This window comes from Bacillus xiamenensis (genome assembly GCF_001857925.1).
GTDB classification, from domain to species: domain Bacteria; phylum Bacillota; class Bacilli; order Bacillales; family Bacillaceae; genus Bacillus; species Bacillus xiamenensis.
The window spans coordinates 19643-35718 of the sequence record NZ_CP017786.1; the positions used below are offsets into that span (position 1 = coordinate 19643).

12 protein-coding genes are annotated in these 16076 nt (G+C 40.4%); all 12 read right to left on the reverse strand.

Going from position 1 to position 16076, the window contains the following annotated elements; translation table 11 throughout:
• Window positions 1-32: 32 nt before the first annotated feature.
• Window positions 33-1283, reverse strand: a complete 1251-nt coding sequence (locus tag BK049_RS00085) for a competence/damage-inducible protein A (protein WP_008358028.1) — start codon at window positions 1281-1283, stop codon at window positions 33-35.
• Window positions 1284-1299: 16 nt separating this feature from the next.
• Window positions 1300-1881: a CDP-diacylglycerol--glycerol-3-phosphate 3-phosphatidyltransferase gene (pgsA, locus tag BK049_RS00090; protein ID WP_071167597.1), complete on the reverse strand. Its 582-nt coding sequence runs from the start codon at window positions 1879-1881 to the stop codon at window positions 1300-1302.
• A 72-nt stretch (window positions 1882-1953) separates the two neighbouring features.
• Window positions 1954-2868 (reverse strand): helix-turn-helix domain-containing protein, encoded by a 915-nt coding sequence (locus BK049_RS00095; protein ID WP_071167598.1) that lies wholly within the window; start codon window positions 2866-2868, stop codon window positions 1954-1956.
• 23 nt (window positions 2869-2891) lie between these two features.
• On the reverse strand, window positions 2892-3683 hold the full coding sequence (locus BK049_RS00100) for a DUF3388 domain-containing protein (RefSeq protein ID WP_003211480.1): 792 nt from the start codon (window positions 3681-3683) through the stop codon (window positions 2892-2894).
• Between the two features lie 131 nt (window positions 3684-3814).
• Window positions 3815-4072: a DUF3243 domain-containing protein gene (locus BK049_RS00105; protein ID WP_008358034.1), complete on the reverse strand. Its 258-nt coding sequence runs from the start codon at window positions 4070-4072 to the stop codon at window positions 3815-3817.
• Window positions 4073-4145: 73 nt separating this feature from the next.
• Complete coding sequence (ymfI, locus tag BK049_RS00110) at window positions 4146-4874, reverse strand: elongation factor P 5-aminopentanone reductase (RefSeq protein WP_008358036.1); 729 nt, start codon at window positions 4872-4874, stop codon at window positions 4146-4148.
• A gap of 29 nt (window positions 4875-4903) precedes the next feature.
• Complete coding sequence (locus tag BK049_RS00115; protein ID WP_071167599.1) at window positions 4904-8023, reverse strand: MMPL family transporter; 3120 nt, start codon at window positions 8021-8023, stop codon at window positions 4904-4906.
• Window positions 8001-8477, reverse strand: a complete 477-nt coding sequence (locus BK049_RS00120) for a MarR family winged helix-turn-helix transcriptional regulator (protein WP_071167600.1) — start codon at window positions 8475-8477, stop codon at window positions 8001-8003. The genes BK049_RS00115 and BK049_RS00120 overlap by 23 nt, the downstream gene beginning before the upstream one ends.
• 153 nt (window positions 8478-8630) lie before the next feature.
• Window positions 8631-9923, reverse strand: a complete 1293-nt coding sequence (yfmH, locus tag BK049_RS00125; protein WP_008358042.1) for an EF-P 5-aminopentanol modification-associated protein YfmH — start codon at window positions 9921-9923, stop codon at window positions 8631-8633.
• Window positions 9920-11200, reverse strand: coding sequence for an EF-P 5-aminopentanol modification-associated protein YfmF (gene yfmF / locus BK049_RS00130; RefSeq protein ID WP_071167601.1), 1281 nt, complete (start codon window positions 11198-11200; stop codon window positions 9920-9922). The genes yfmH and yfmF overlap by 4 nt, the downstream gene beginning before the upstream one ends.
• Window positions 11201-11345: 145 nt before the next feature.
• Window positions 11346-14462 carry an MMPL family transporter gene (locus BK049_RS00135; protein ID WP_071167602.1) on the reverse strand — a complete coding sequence of 1039 codons (3117 nt, stop codon included), beginning with the start codon at window positions 14460-14462 and terminating at the stop codon, window positions 11346-11348.
• A 316-nt stretch (window positions 14463-14778) separates the two neighbouring features.
• A complete protein-coding gene (gene bcbE, locus BK049_RS00140; protein WP_232532160.1) occupies window positions 14779-16008 on the reverse strand; it encodes a bacillibactin exporter BcbE in 1230 nt (409 codons plus the stop codon).
• Between the last annotated feature and the right edge of the window lie 68 nt (window positions 16009-16076).

Here is a 16076-nt window from a genome sequence, read left to right on the forward strand (position 1 = left end):
TTATAAAGGAGTAAACCTAGTAAAAAACAAAATTAACTCTCTTTTAATAATTTGAGGAGGTGATGCAGACCATATTTCACAGCACGCTTGCGAATACCTGATCGACTGCCTGTAAACATCCACTCAAACACATCTGTCTGATCTTTTGTGGATAGCCCAATGAACACTTTTCCAACAGGCTGTCCTTCTTGGGTATCAGGGCCTGCTACACCCGTAAAGCTAATACCAATATCACTTCCGGTCAGCTTTCTAACCCCTTCAGCGAGCTCTAAAGCACACTCTTTGCTGACAGCACCATGAGAAGATAACGTTTCCTCCCGGCAGCCGAGCACCTGCTGCTTGACTTGATTTGTGTAACAAACGACACTGCCGCGCAAAATCGACGATGCGCCTTCAAGATCGGTCAGCCATTCAGAAAACATGCCGCCAGTCAGGCTTTCAGCCGCTGCTACTGTTTTCCCTTGTTCGTGCAATGCTTTGGACGCTTCACGGACAAGCGATGTATCACCATAACCGTAGAAGTACTCGCCAACCCGCTCTAAAATTTGTGCTTCTGTTTCTTTTAACAGACGCTCCGTTTCTTGTTCATCCTCATGCTTGGCTGTAAGCCTCAAGGTCACTTCCCCGTCACCTGCCAGCGGTGCAATCGTTGGGTTGGTCTGAGCATCAATTAAATCTTCAAGGTCTGTTTCAAGCTGAGATTCACCGATGCCGAAGAAACGCAGGACGACAGACACAATTTTTTCCTTCAAGCCAAGTTTCTCAGAAATAAGCGGCTTTGCTTCGTTTTCAAACATCGGATGTAGTTCACTTGGCGGTCCAGGAAGCAGGATATAAAACGTATCTCCTTCTTGAATAAACATACCTGGTGCCATTCCGAAGCGATTGGCAAGAACATCAGAACCCTCTAAAACGAGTGCCTGCTTCCGGTTGTTCGGAGACATATCACGTCCGGTTTTTCTGAAGTAATCTTGGATTGATTCAAATGCTTCTTCATTTAGTACAAGCTCTTTGCCGAGCGTATTTGCAATGGTTTCTTTTGTTAAATCATCTTTAGTCGGTCCAAGACCACCTGAGAAGATAATAAAATTAGATCTTTCCTGCGCCACTTGAATGGCCTGTTTTAAACGCTCTGGATTGTCACCAACTGCTGTGTGGTAATAAACATTCACACCCATTTCAGCTAGCTGTTTGCTGATAAATTGTGCATTCGTATTCGTAATTTGCCCTAGCAAAAGTTCAGAACCGACTGCAATAATTTCTGCTTTTCTCTCTGACTTCAAAGCGTACACGTCCTTTTTAATTAGAATTCTTTAAAGCTTCCCAGTTTTTCGCAAAGTAATCCCAGCCTGAGACAACAGTGAAGAACACCGCTACCCACATCGCAAGATCACCAAACGGGAATGATACAAGTTCAAACGGCAGGTTATGCAATAGAAGTGCTGAAATCGCAATGATTTGCGCCCACGTCTTCACTTTTCCAAGCATATTGGCCGCTACCACTTCACCGCCTCCAGCTAAAACGAGCCTTAGACCCGTTACGGCAAATTCACGGCTAATGATTACAATCGCCATCCAAGCCGGAGTAAGGTTGTACTGAACAAGTATAATTAAAGCCGCTGAAACAAGCAATTTATCTGCAAGCGGATCTAAAAATTTACCAAAGTTTGTTACTAGATTGAGTTTACGGGCATAGTAACCATCAATCCAATCGGTTGTCGAAGCCACTATAAACAAGATCGCTCCGACAAGGTGAGCCACTTCAATGCTGACGTCACCAAAGCGTGCAACACCCCAGTCTAAAGGAGCGAGCATAATGATCATAAACACAGGGATCAAAGCGATCCTAGAAAGCGTAATTTTATTCGGTAAGTTAAACATGAATTCCAATCCTCCAATAAAGCATTTTTTATGTATTTAATAGTAGGAACAAAAGAAAAGTCATCTACTTGCTTAAGATGACTTTTCCTTTCCTTTATTCACAATCACAATGTTCTGTGTCATGGTGTTCTTAGGGTCTAATTCGTACTTCAGCTTCTCGTCATTGACCTTTATGTCAATCCCAGTCGCGTTCCCTAGGCGGATATCCACCTGAGAGAGCTTAGTTATATCTGTTTTAAACGAATCACCGTCTTTTAGTTCACCCATCTTGAGCACGTTGCCAGATTCGTCTCTCACACGAAACCATGAAGCCTGAGTGGCAGAAATGGTTAATTCCATGTCCTCTGCACCTGATACTTCATACGTTGTCGTTGATCCTTCTGTATTCGTCGCTTTCAAAGAAACAGCTTCATCGTCTTTTGATGACTCATCTTTAGAAGAATCGTCTTTTGTGGATGTGCTTTCTTGATCCTCTGACGAAGATTTTTCTTTTTTCTTTTGGTCCTTTGCAAGTGATGAATCTTTAGACACTTCATATTTAGATTCAGATTGCTGCGGAGCCGTCTGATTATTTTTCTGACCACTGTCATGGTTGACCGCTTGCACGATCACATAGATAATGGCGATGACGACAAGGATGCCTCCAATGATTAAAATCGTCGGGAGCAGCTCCAGCACCTTTGAAGCAGGCTTTGGCAGCTCTCTTTGCGGCTTAATATTGGATAATGTATCAGACACTTCATCGTTATACATGCTTGGTACATCTTTACGAAATTCTTCGAACAATTGTTCAGGATTAAGTCCAACGGCTTCGGCATATTGTTTAATAAACGCTCTGACGTAAAATTTACCTGGAATAATATCATAGTTTCCTTGTTCGATTGCTAGCAAGTAGCGCTTTTGGATTTTGGTAGCCATCTGAAGATCCTCCAGCGACATCCCTTTTTCCTCTCTGGCCTCAACGAGCCGTTTTCCCAATTCAGTCAAAACAAACACCTACCATTACCATATTAAAAATCGAAGCCAGAAAAACCAGAATGATCAAACACTTGTGGTTCTTCAGCGTGCTCATATGTAATTTCTTCGTCTGCACTATTACGCAGTTCAATGATATAGTCGAAATCATCCATTGTATATTCTGAATTTTGAATAAAGATATCTGGATGCTCCACCACTTTTGTTGCAGGCAGTCTCATAATTTCTCTTAGAAGCTGCAAGTGCTTCTCAGAACCTCGTCTTGTCGACACAATCCCATCAATGATAAAGACGTTATCTGGGCTGTATTCATCTGCAATCAGCTGACTTCGGATCGTCTGTTTCAAGAGAGTAGACGACACAAACAGCCATCTCTTGCTTGCACATACACTTGAAGCAACAATTGATTCTGTTTTTCCAACCCGGGGCATTCCGCGAATGCCAATCAATTTATGTCCTTCTTTTTTAAATAGCTCAGCCATAAAATCAACAAGCAGACCAAGCTCGTCCCTTTCAAAACGGAACGTCTTTTTGTCATCAGCATCCCGCTGTATGTATCTTCCATGACGAACGGCTAAGCGGTCACGAAGTTTTGGCTGTCTTAATTTTGTTACTTTTATCGTTTCCATTGTATTTAAAATTGATTCAAGGCGCTTAATTTGATCTGTGTGGTCACAGCGCAGAAGCATTCCGCGTCTTGATACATCAACACCATTAATTGTCACAATATTAATTGAAAGCATCCCCATTAAAGAAGAAATGTCTCCTAAAAGTCCGGGACGGTTGACCTGTATCTCATATTCAAAATACCATTCGAGCTTTGCCAAATGATATTACCCCCTTCATTGTGGCAAATTTTTACCTTCCTTTATCATAAAGCATTTTCACATTTTTAGAAAGCACAATGTTGTGAATCGGTTAAAATAAAAAGAGAGGCACAAACGCCCCCCCTTTTTGTTTAGTGTGAGCTATTATTTTCAACCAGCTTGACCATCATGTTTGCAATGGCACGCTGCTCATCTTCTGATGCAACGCTCCAAAGGTCAGCAAGTACTCTTTCCTGCTCGTTCTTTGCCTCGACTTCATTAGCCAGATATCCGCCAATTTCATACGCAAGGTGATTGATTGTATCATCTGATAAACCTTTATCCTGTGCATGATTTAAACGGTCACCTAAAAAGTTTTTCCAATGGTCCCAGCTCTCAAGTACAGACATGTCGATTCCTCCATTCGAAAAGATGAATTACAGCCATAGCTTTTGTCATGGAGAGACGAATTATACACGTTTTTTAACAGTACCAGCCGCCATTCACTGATAATATTTGACCCGTGATATAACTTGACTGTTTTGAGGCGAGAAACCAAATGACCTCTGCTATCTCTTCAGGTGCTGCAAGACGGCCGAGTGGAATCTCTTCTTTCAGCATTGAAAGGTCCTCTTGCGTGAAGCTTTGCATCATATCAGTCTGAACAGCCCCTGGTGAGACCGCATTTGCTCTAATTCCACTTGGGGCAAGCTCTTTTGCGAGTCCTTTTATAAAGGCATTTTGCGCACCTTTGACCATGCTGTACAGCACTTCACACGATGCACCTGTTTCTCCCCATATTGAGCTAACCGCAATAATGTGACCTGCCTTTTTTTGAATCATTGAAGGCAATAAAGATTGGGTTAGCTCATAAGGACTTGTGACATGAAGCTGCACCATGCTGGCTAGAACTTCTTTTTCTGTATCTGTCACCAATCCGACATGACTTTTCCCGCTATTTAAAATAAGAATATCTGGACATACCGGCAGACGGCTGACAATCTCAGCTGCTCCGCCTGTTTTGGCTAAATCCGCTTGAACGACGTGCGTCTCTATTTTATATGCTTCTTCCAAATGAGCGGAAAGATGAACTGCGGCTTGTTCATTTTGGTGATAATGGAGTATCAGATGGCAACCTTCTTGGGCAAGCTTTTTGGCCGCCGCCTGCCCAATCCCGCCACTGGCACCCGTAATCAGCGCCCAACGACTCATACATTGTTCCTACTTTCTTTATGGAATACCTATTCTTTTCGTTTAAATGGGAACCAGTTTGCTGATCCAAACATCTTCACCATCACAGGTACGAACAATGGTAGCACAACGAGTGCATACAGTAAAAGTCCTGTCAGAACAAGCGTTGCAATCTGTAAGAGTGACAGCACACCCGAAGGCAGCATCGCTGCAAATGTTCCTGCCAAAATGACGGCAGCAGACATAATAACAGATCCCATATTTTTCATTGATTCCGTCATGGCAAACTGAAGATCTTTCGTTTTGTATTCATTGAAGCGCTCCATTAAGAAAATCGAATAATCGACTCCAAGTGCCATAAGGATGACGAAGCCAAAGAATGGAACAGCCCAGTTAATGCCCGGGTAACCGAAGAAATGGGTGAAAATAAATTCCGTTACACCTATGGCTGTAAAGTACGTCAAAACAAGCGATCCAACTAAGTAAAGCGGCATAACGAGAGAACGGAACAGAATCACTAGTATGAGGAAAATACCGATCATCATGTAAAGAACCGTCTTATTAAAATCTTGGTCTGACAGCTGTTTTAAATCTGCGTTCATACTGGAAACACCAGATACACCAAACGAAACATCCTTTAGGTTTGTTTCAGGAAGTGCACGTTTTACCGAAGCTTCTACTTGTTTGATCGTTTTCATGGCGTCGTTGCCATATGGATTGTTTTCTAAAATGACATCAATCTTTGTCATCTTGCGGTCATCCGACATGTAGGAGTCAAATACTTGCTTAAATGCTTTGTTATTTAGCACATCTTTTGGAATAAACCAGCCAGCCATATCTTGATCTGGTGCATTTTTCAGTTCGTCTAAGTAGTCACCTGCCCCCATAAGACCGCTGGAGATTTTTCCAAGTCCATCTACGCTCTTATTTAGACCATCAGTCAGTTTGGTCAGATCATCCCCAAAGCTGCCAATCTTTTCTTTCATTAGTTTTTGACCGTTAATGATCTCTCCCGCGCCATTTGCAAGTTTAGGCATTCCATCAGCCAGTTGTTCTTGCCCTTTAGACGTTTGTTCCAGACCTTTTTCAATGGCGTCTAAGCCAGCAATCAGCTGATCAATTTTATTTGTAACCACTTTTTGCTGTTCTGTTGCTTTTGCGATAAAGGCGTCTGCTGCTTCAAGCTGTTTTTTCGCTTCTTTTGCTTGCTTTGCATAGCTATCAGCCTGTTTGGCCCCTTCTTGCAAAATAGCAGAAAGTTCGTTATAAGAAGCTTTAATGGCTTGATACGATTCATTTTCTTTTACTTGCGGAATTTGATTTTCAAGTGTACTGAATTGTTTATTCGCTTGACTGATCATAGCCTTTACATCCGCTGCGGCAGAAGAAGACGTATCGACTTGCGCCAATGCTGCCTTTAATTCTTTGGAGATGCTTTTATACAGCGCAACTTGCTCGTTCACTTGTGCGACCTGATCCGTTAATTCCTTTTTTGCACCCTTTATTTCTTCTTTGATTTTGGAAACGCCTTTTTTGTTTTGATCGATCCCGCTTTGCAGTTTTCTCAACGATTTTTCAACGTTTTGAATACCTGATTGTACGGATTCAGTTCCAGAAATCAGCTTATTAATCTCTTTTCCTGATGATTTTATTTGTGGTGTTTGATCCTCGATGGATTTACTCATTTTTGTAAGAGCATCTTGGATCGATTTCAAGCCATTATTACTTTTATCAAGTCCGGTATTCAGCTCTTTGGCTTGTGTTTTCACGTAAAGATCATTTAGGCCTTTACCAACAGGACGTGTTGCGCTTCTTACTTTACTCACGCCATCTGTTTGTTCAATCGCGCGGCTTAGCTTTTCAACAGCAATCAGCCCTTTGTTATTGTCTAATAGATCAGATGATTTCACCACAACGGTAGCTGGGAGTGCTTCACCTGGTCCGAATTTGTCAGAAATGGTATTGAACGCATGAACGGATTCATATTTATCACCGATTTCGTCCAAATTGTTATAGGACAGTGTCCCTTTATACATGAGAATCGGCGGAAGAGTAATAATACCAACGATCAATAAGCTGAAAAGTGGTTTTTTAAATGAAAAGCGCCCTGCTGTTTCCCACATTTTCGATTGAGGATGAGCAATATCCCCTTTAATCGGCCAGAATAACACTTTTCCTAAAACAGCCATAAAGAATGGAACGACAGTCAGGAGTGCTAGAATGAGCACAGCGACACCTACCGCAACTGCTACAGCTGATTTATACAGCTGGAATTGAGCTAGACCGATACATGTAAAGCCAATAAGGACAGCAATTCCGCTAAATAAAACCGTTTTACCTGCCGTTTTATATGTTGTAATAATTGCTTCAATTTTATCTTTTCCATGCGATAGTTCTTCTTTGAACCGGCTTAGCAGTAGAATACAGTAGTCGGTTCCAATCCCAAACATGATCGCAACCATAAAAATTTGAGTAAAGGTCGAGAGCGGAAAGTCTACATACTTTACTAGATAAGCGACAATGGATTGACTGACCAAGTAGGAAAGTGCCACTGCTACTAATGGAACAAGCGGTGCCACTACTGATCTAAAGACAAGCACAAGAACGATGAGGATAAACCCTATGGTAATGAATTCCGTTTTCTTCAGGCCCTCTTGTGAACTTGTGATCACATCATCATCAATCAGCGGCTGCCCTGTCATTTCAAATGTCAGGTTCAGACTCTTTAGCTTTTCATTGACTTTTTCTTTAAAAACAGATGCTTTGATTTTGTTCGAGTCGTATGTCACTGGAACAAGCAGCGTCGTTTGATCTTTAGAGAGCATTTGTTTTTTGATATCTTTACTCGCATCAAAATACGAAGTGATGTCTTCAACGTGGAGATCTTGATCTTTTTCTAAAATCTCCATAGCTTTCTTCAAGGACACTTCTCTTTCTTTTACGATATCTTTTCCTTGAAAAACAATGACAATCGATTTTTCCGTATCCCCATTTTCAGACATTTTCTTTAATAGCTGATTGGCGTATGAGGAAGGATAGCCATCTGGAACAGAAATTTGCCCTTTTTCTTTTGTTAATTGTGCCATATTAGGAGCTGTCATTAATAAGACTGCCGCTAGCACGATCCAAAGAATGGTGATTAGCCATCTACCCTTTATGATTGCTCTCATTAGTACTTTGTGCCTCCTCTTCGATGATAATTTGATAAATCTTTTCATATGTTTGAATGAATGATGCGATTTCTTTTTCTTCAAACTTTTCTAAATATGACCGAACTAAATCCTGTAGCTGCTTTTCCATTCGACTGACGACATCTTTGCCTTCTGGAGTCACATAAAGGTGAACATTTCTTCGATCAGCTTGATCATGCTCACGATAAATATAATCTTTATTAAAAAGACGATTTGTCATGGATGTCACAGCACTTTTATTGACATTGCATTCAATGGCAAGATCTGTTGAAGTACATCCTGGATGTAAATTAATGTAACGAAGCGAGTAATACTGATCAAGGGTCAGTTCCTTATCAAGCTTTTCCGTAATCATACTCGATACTTTTTTTTCCATCATGAGATAGACGTCCGCATATCTCTGGATAAGTTGGGCAATTTTATCTTGTACCATACGCTGCTCCCTTTAGTTTAATTGTTTAACTATTAAAGAGTTTAACTAACGAACAAAACGATTGTCAATCTAAATTCTTTCAATCCAATTTATTTTTTTCCATTGGACATAAAAAAGACAAACTCTTTTGATTCGAGTTTGTCTTTTTCTCATTTATTTTGTTTTTGGAACGACTTTAAACACAGACATCCGTTCTTCATCAATCTCTTCTTGTAAGATCTGCTGAATATCTGCTAATTGAATTTGCTCGAGCACTGGCACGACATCGAATAAGCTCATCTCTAAAAACGCATATCTCGTGAATTGATTGGCGATGTATTCTGGAGAGTTCATGGCTTTTAGGAAGCTGCCGATTTTTTTCTTGCGAGCGAGCTCAATTTTTTCTTCTGTGATCAGGCTGTTTGCTTGCAGAAGGGTTTCTTTTAATTCTTTTGCCAGCTGATCAGGATCGTTTGTATCTCCGCCAATTGATGTAAAGCCAAAGCCGCCTTCTTCTGTGTAGTCGTAACTGAAGGTCTCATCAATTAAGCCTTTTTCATACATTCTCTCATATTGTAAGGAGCTTTTACCAAACAGCGTCTCTAAAATGAGATTCATTCCAAGTTCATGTTTCAGAAGTTGTTTGCCTTTTTTATGAGGATTTTTTGTTTTCAAACCAAACATACATTTAGAGCCTTGTACGTTCATTTTTAATTCATATTCTTTTCGATACACTTGTTCAGGCTCATTGATGTCTTTCCGCTTGATCTCAGGCTGGTCTGTAAATGGCTTCTTTGCCTGATTCGCTCTTACCTGATCTAAAATTTGTTTCGGGTCAACGGGACCGACAACAAAAAGGAGCATATTACTTGGATGATAGAACGTTTCGTAGCATTCATACAAATGGTCTTTTGTAATAGGCGCAATGCTCTCGACTGTTCCTGCAATATCAATTCTCACTGGGTGTTCTTGATATAGGTTTTCGATCAAACCAAAGAATAAACGCCAGTCCGGATTGTCATCATACATATTGATTTCTTGACCGATAATGCCTTTTTCTTTTTCAACCGTCTTTTCAGTGAAATAAGGCTCCTGCACAAAATCAATGAGCGTCTCAAGGTTTTGTTCGACATTTGCGGTACTTGAGAATAAGTATGCCGTTCTTGTAAACGTCGTAAATGCGTTTGCAGCTGCTCCTTGTTTACTAAAGGTATGAAACACATCTCCATCTTCTTTTTCAAACAGCTTATGCTCCAAGAAATGGGCAATTCCGTCAGGCACACGGATCATGTCTTCTTTGCCAAGCGGTACAAATTCGTTATCGACAGAGCCATATTTTGTTGTGAAGGTCGCATATGTTTTATTAAATCCTTGCTTTGGCAGCACATAAACATCAAGACCGCTGTCCATTTTTTCATGATATACCGTCTCTTGCAGTTGATCGAATTGAATGGTTTTCACCGTCATGAAGCACCCTCCGTTCCTTTAAGAAAATAGGTCGTATCCCATTCGATTTTCTGACCCACTTTGATGATGTCCTCTTTTGTCACTCGGTCTAACGCCTCTAAAAAGGAATCAAGGGTCTCGCCTGTTGGCACGACTGCATGCTGATATAAGTATTCTGCTGTCCCGTAAGACGTATCAATCGTTTCCAGCAGCTGATTTTTGACGACAGCCTTTGTTTGATCAATGGCTTCATCAGAAAAATCACCTTTTTGCATTGCATCAAATTGTTCTTTTATGATGTCTACTGCTTGCTGATAGTTGCCGACTTCAATACCGGACATGACCATCATCAAACCTTTAAAGCTCTCAAGTCTAGAGACAGCGTAGTAGGCAAGACTTGCCTTTTCGCGAACGTTGATAAATAGCTTTGAATGCGAGAAGCCGCCGAATATGCCATTAAATAAATGTAGCGCCGGATAATCTTCATCCGCAATTGTTGTATGCGTGCGAAAGCCAATGTTCAGCTTTCCTTGTTTTACATCCTCTTCATCAATGACTTCTTTTGGTTCTGTTTGAGTTCTAATTGATTCGGCGTTTTGTTTGATCGGCTCTCTTTCATTTGTTTTGAAGTACTGCAAAACCATTCGGTGGATGTCTTGTTCGTCAACATCTCCTACAACATATAAATCAAGCTGGTTTGATTGAAGCGCATGCTCATAAGCTTTAAAAAGAGCTTCTGCCGTAATCCCCTCGACGTCTTCCATTTCACCATTGACGTGCAGTGCATAGGGTTCGCCTTTACACATTTCCTGCACAAGTCTTAAGTTCGAATAACGCATTTTATCATCATAGACTGCTTGAATTCGCTGTTTTAATGTGCGTTTTTCTTGCTCAACATATAATGGGCTGAACACCCCATTTTCAACGTGCGGGTGGAATAACAGCTCAGACAGTAAGGCCATTCCTTTTTCTAATAACGGGGTCTGATCCTTTAAATATTTTTCATTCGCCATCTCTAGACGGAATGTAATGATATGATTTTCACCTTTTTTCGCCATGTCTGCCGAAACCGTTGCCCCATAGAGCTCATCGAAATAAGCTCGCAACTCTCCTGTTTTCGGCATTTTTTCTGTTCCTCTTAACAGCACATGCGGGAAAAGAGACCGCATGGTCACGTCATCTTTGGATAGAGGCGCAAGCATTTTAAAAAGGATTGTCACTGTTTTAAATTTTTCTGTTTTGACAATATGAGTATGAAGACCAGGTGTAGCAAATGTCTTCTCTTGTAAGTACGTCATGAGAAACCTCCTTTGTTCATCCTATTTATTATGTATTAGAACATGGCTGATATATACGTAAAACAGCCATTTAATAGTCATTATATCAATCAGAGGAAAGGATAGGAAATAAAAACGCCTCTGCTTATAGCAGAGACGCTAGTTGTTATTTCATTCTAAACGGCCACCAATTCCATTGACCAAAAATACGAACCATGACCGGAATAAAGAGCGGCAGAACAACAAAAGCATATAATAATAGTCCAATGAGTACGACGGTTGCAATTTCAACTAAAGATAATACACCTGATGGCAGCATCGCAGCAAAAGTGCCCGCTAAAATGGTAACTGCTGAAATAATGACAGATCCCATGTTTCTCATTGCTGACATCATGGATGCTTGAACATGCTCACCCTTCCATTCATTAAAACGATCCATAAGGAAGATCGAATAATCAATGCCGAGTGTGACAAGAATGACAAAGCTGAAAAATGGGACAGCCCAGCTGACGCCATCGTAGCCAAAGAATGTTTTGAAAATCCATTCTGTTAAACCGATAGATGTAAAATACGTTAAAATAAGTGAAAGCGTTAAGTATATCGGCATGACGATTGACCGTAATAATAAAATTAATATAAAGAAGATACCAATTAACATGAAAATAACCGTTCGAATAAAGTCACCGTCAGATGTTTCTTTTAAGTCCACATTTAAACTTGAAATACCAGATACACCGTAGCTGGCATTTTTCAATCCACTTACAGGTAAATATTGATCAAGGGTGTCCTCAATTTTTGCTACACCTTTCATCGCTTCATTGCTGTATGGATTGACATTTAAAATCACTTCAAAAGTTGTTAATTTACGATTTGGAGACATGTACGTATGAAATATTTTCTTAAACTCATGGCGTTTTAATACTTCTTCTGGTATAAACCAGCCCGTTATTTCTTCATCTGGCGCTTGCTGAAGCTGCTTTAAGTAGCTGTCCGCTTCTGTAAAGCCACTTTTGACTTGCTCTAGCCCGGAAATACTTTCATCTAATCCATTTGTTAATAAGGTCAGTTTAGATGATAGCTGGGTAAATCCTTTTTTCATGGCTTTTTGACCATCTGTCAGCTGATCTGCGCCATCTTCGATTTTAGGCATTTCTTTGATTAATTGTTTTTGGCCTTCATTTGTTTCATCCAGACCATTATAAATTTGATCCAAACCTGTCATGAGCTCTTTTACTTGACGTTTTACTTCTTTTTGCCTGCTTGATAAGGTTTGAATGACTTGATCTGCTTTTTTGATCTTTTGTTTAAAGGCAGATGCTTCTTCTTCGTAAACACTCATTTGCTCTCCAGCTTGATCAAGCATTCCCTTTGTGTCTTTGAATACTTTTTTGATTTCCTTATATTCATCCATGTCTTTGATTTCTGGGAGCTCGTTCTCTAGTGCTTCAAATGATAGGTTGTCGTAGGATTGTTTTACTTTCTTAACGGTTGTCATCAGCTGCTGATTCGAATCAGCGTGACGTTCCAGTGTGCTTACCACTTGTTCAAGTTCTTTTATCATGGCTTCACTGCTGCGATATTCTTGCTCTAATTCTTTTTTCGCTTCTTTGATTTTAGTGCGAATGGTTCCTACTCCGTCTTTACTGCGTTTGACACCATCTTCTAAAGCAATCAGTGATTTTCTCACTTCTCGGATACCGCTTTTGATGGCTTTTGTACCATCAATCAACTGGTCAATGCCTTGTGCGGATTTTTCAATTTTAGGTTTTTGTTTGAGAAGGGCTTGATTTGTTTCGGTCAATCCATCTGAAATTTTTCCGATGCCTTCATGACCTTTACCAAGCTCTCCGCCCAGTTCTTTCGCTTGAGAAGTCACGTAGAGCTGACTCAACCCATCTCCAACTGGACGTGTGACACTGCGAACGGCTTTTACTTCCTCAATGTCATTTAACTTACGGGTCAGCTTTTCAATCGCGACAATCTTTTCTTGATTATCCAGCTCACTGTCGCTTTCGACAAGCACATTCAGCGGCAGCGCTTCACCAAAGCCAAATTGCTCTGATATCGTATTAAATGCAGACACTGACTCATACTTTGTCCCAATTTCATTTAAGCTGTTATAAGAAAGGGTTCCGTCATACATCAGGATAGGAGGAACAGTGATGAGTGCAACAATACCTAAGCTGATCAGCGGTCTTTTAAATGAAAAACGCCCTGCGAATTCCCATATCTTACTTTGCGGATGACGAATGTTTTCTCTTTTAGACGGCCAGAAAAGGGACTTTCCGAAAACGGACATAAAAAAAGGAACGATCGTGATAAGTGCAATTAATAGGATGCCAACTCCTACGGCAACACTGACGGCTGATTGATACAATTGGAATTTTGCAAACCCAATACTTGAGAAGCCGACTAATACGGCTAAACCGCTGAAAAAGACCGTTTTCCCTGCACATTGATACGTGATGATAATCGACTCCTTGACATCACGTCCCTGACCGATCTCCTCTTTAAAACGGCTTAAAAGTAATATACAATAATCCGTTCCTATACCGAACATAATGGCTACCATAAAAATCTGAGTAAAATTAGATAGAGGAAATTGTGTATATTCTACGAGAAAAGCGACAATACAACGGCTGACAGCATAGGAAATGCCGATCGTAATGAGCGGAACAACAGGTGCCAATATTGATCTGAATACAATGATTAAAATAAAGAAAATAAAAATCATCGTAATAAGTTCAGTTTTCTTCAGACCTTGTTGAGAGCTGTTAATGACATCTGAATCCACAAATTTTTGACCCGTCATTTCATATGAGACGTTGTAGGGCTTTAAAACTTCCTCAATTTGCTCTTTAATCTTCACAGCTTTTGTTTCGTAGTGATCGAATTTGAATGGAACAAGAAGTGTACTTTTATCCTTTGATAAAAGTTGTTTTTGAATGTCCGGATCTACATGAAAATACGAAGTAATTCCGTCAATGTGGAGTTCTGGGGCATGCGTCATGAGTGCAGCTAAAGCCTTTTTTAATTCCTGCTCTTTTGCAGGGAACAAATGTTGTTCGGAGAATACAATCACACCAGTATCTTTTTTCCCATGTTGACCTGAAAGCTTATCCAATAAGTGAAGTGCCTCTGCTGTTGGTGTCCCCTCCGGAACCTTTAACTGCCCTTTTTCTCTTGTTAATTCCTCTAAATCTGGTGCGGTCACAAACAGAATTACAGCTGTGATCATCCACACCATTACTACAATCCATCTTGCTTTAATAATTTGCAACATAGCTGCTTCAAGCTCCTTCTAGTTCTTCAATCAATTTGCTGCTTTTGAGCGGGCTGAAGTGCTGACTGCGTCTCCTTCAACGTGCCAATGGCAGGATGACATATTCAATTGTCCTTTCGTGTTGAAGACACACATGTTGATCATCAGCCACGAGCTCAATTTCTGCCTAAACAAAGACAGAAAATGAATGTTTTTGAACACCTCCTATTTGGGATAATTTAAAAGATATTACTATACATTAGTTTAACTATCAAAATTTTACATGTCAATTTATAAAAAAGAAAAAAGAGGGTAATATACCGTCTTTTTTTCTATCTTAAACCGTTTTCAATTGTTCACTTTCATCCTTTTCATCTGGCTGGATGAAAAAGAGGACCAAAAATAATGAAATGAGACTGCAAATGGTCGATAAAATAAACACAATGGAGTCTCCTTTATCCATGAGAAAGGCATAAATTGGTGGACCTAAAGCGACACCGATAAACCGCATACTGCTATAAAATGAGGTAATGGTTCCGCACTGCTCTTTTTCAATTCCTTCTGTAATGAGAGCATCAAGTGCAGGAAGAACAATACCGATCCCCACTCCCCCAATGCTTAAACAGATAAACAATACGTAAAAACTGTGATTCCACCATAAAAAAAGATAGGAAATTGATAAAAGAGCCATGCCAACGATTAGAAAGATTCTCATTTTTCCTTTTTCTTTGCCGATCGTTTTCCCAGCAATGTAAGAACTGATGGATAAAAAAAGGAGTGGGATACTCAGAAGCAAGCCTTTTTTGACACCCGTAATTTGATAAGCGGCCTCTAAGTTATCGGATAAATAAAAGAGCACACCAAAAAGAAGAAACATAATAAAACCGCCGATAGCAAAAATGGCATAAAGCCAGCGTCCCTCATGCTTAAAAATCGATTTTGTTGATTTTAAAAATTCTTTAAATGTAGGTGGGTCTTCCTCTTTCTTCGCGGACTCAACCATGAACAGCACCATAAGAAAGCTGATGATCGAAAAGAACGGAATGAACCAAAACGGCACAAACCAAAACCAAGAGGCAAGCAGTGCTCCGATAATAGGGCTTAGTACCTTTCCAGCTGTATTAGAGGTTTCAATCGCTCCAAGTCCCGCACTGACCTCTTCATCATCATGAAACAAATCGCCTATAAACGGCATGACGACAGGTGCCGCCCCGGCTGAGCCAACACCTTGAAGGACCCTGCCAAACAGAATCCACATGTAGGGTTCTTTCATGATAGTTGAGGCAGCCGCTGCCACAGCTCCTCCAAGTCCGGCAATTAAAAGGCACGGCAGGAGCACCTTTTTTCGCCCAATCCGATCAGATAAATAACCGGCAATTGGAATACACAAAATCGCCACAACGGAGTATACCGTAATAATGAGTGAGACTTGAAAGGAAGTGATCGAGAGTTTCTTTTCTATCTCTGGCAGTACGGGTATTAACATCGAGTTCCCAAGTGTCATGATTAGAGGCACTGATGATAATGCAATAATATTCTTTTTACTGACTGTTTTCTCGCCCAACATCATTCACCCAATTCTATATACTGTTACATATTAGTGTGGCAAGTTTTGCGGGTTTTATGTATGGGCAA

Excerpts from the sequence above, each read along its gene's own strand:
- pgsA (WP_071167597.1), bottom strand. The coding sequence starts at position 1,881 with ATGTTTAACTTACCGAATAAAATTACGCTTTCTAGGATCGCTTTGATC.
- BK049_RS00105 (WP_008358034.1), bottom strand. The coding sequence starts at position 4,072 with ATGTCTGTACTTGAGAGCTGGGACCATTGGAAAAACTTTTTAGGTGAC.
- ymfI (WP_008358036.1), bottom strand. The coding sequence starts at position 4,874 with ATGAGTCGTTGGGCGCTGATTACGGGTGCCAGTGGCGGGATTGGGCAG.
- BK049_RS00115 (WP_071167599.1), bottom strand. The coding sequence starts at position 8,023 with ATGAGAGCAATCATAAAGGGTAGATGGCTAATCACCATTCTTTGGATC.
- BK049_RS00120 (WP_071167600.1), bottom strand. The coding sequence starts at position 8,477 with ATGGTACAAGATAAAATTGCCCAACTTATCCAGAGATATGCGGACGTC.
- yfmH (WP_008358042.1), bottom strand. The coding sequence starts at position 9,923 with ATGACGGTGAAAACCATTCAATTCGATCAACTGCAAGAGACGGTATAT.
- yfmF (WP_071167601.1), bottom strand. The coding sequence starts at position 11,200 with ATGACGTACTTACAAGAGAAGACATTTGCTACACCTGGTCTTCATACT.
- BK049_RS00135 (WP_071167602.1), bottom strand. The coding sequence starts at position 14,462 with ATGTTGCAAATTATTAAAGCAAGATGGATTGTAGTAATGGTGTGGATG.
- bcbE (WP_232532160.1), bottom strand. The coding sequence starts at position 16,008 with ATGTTGGGCGAGAAAACAGTCAGTAAAAAGAATATTATTGCATTATCA.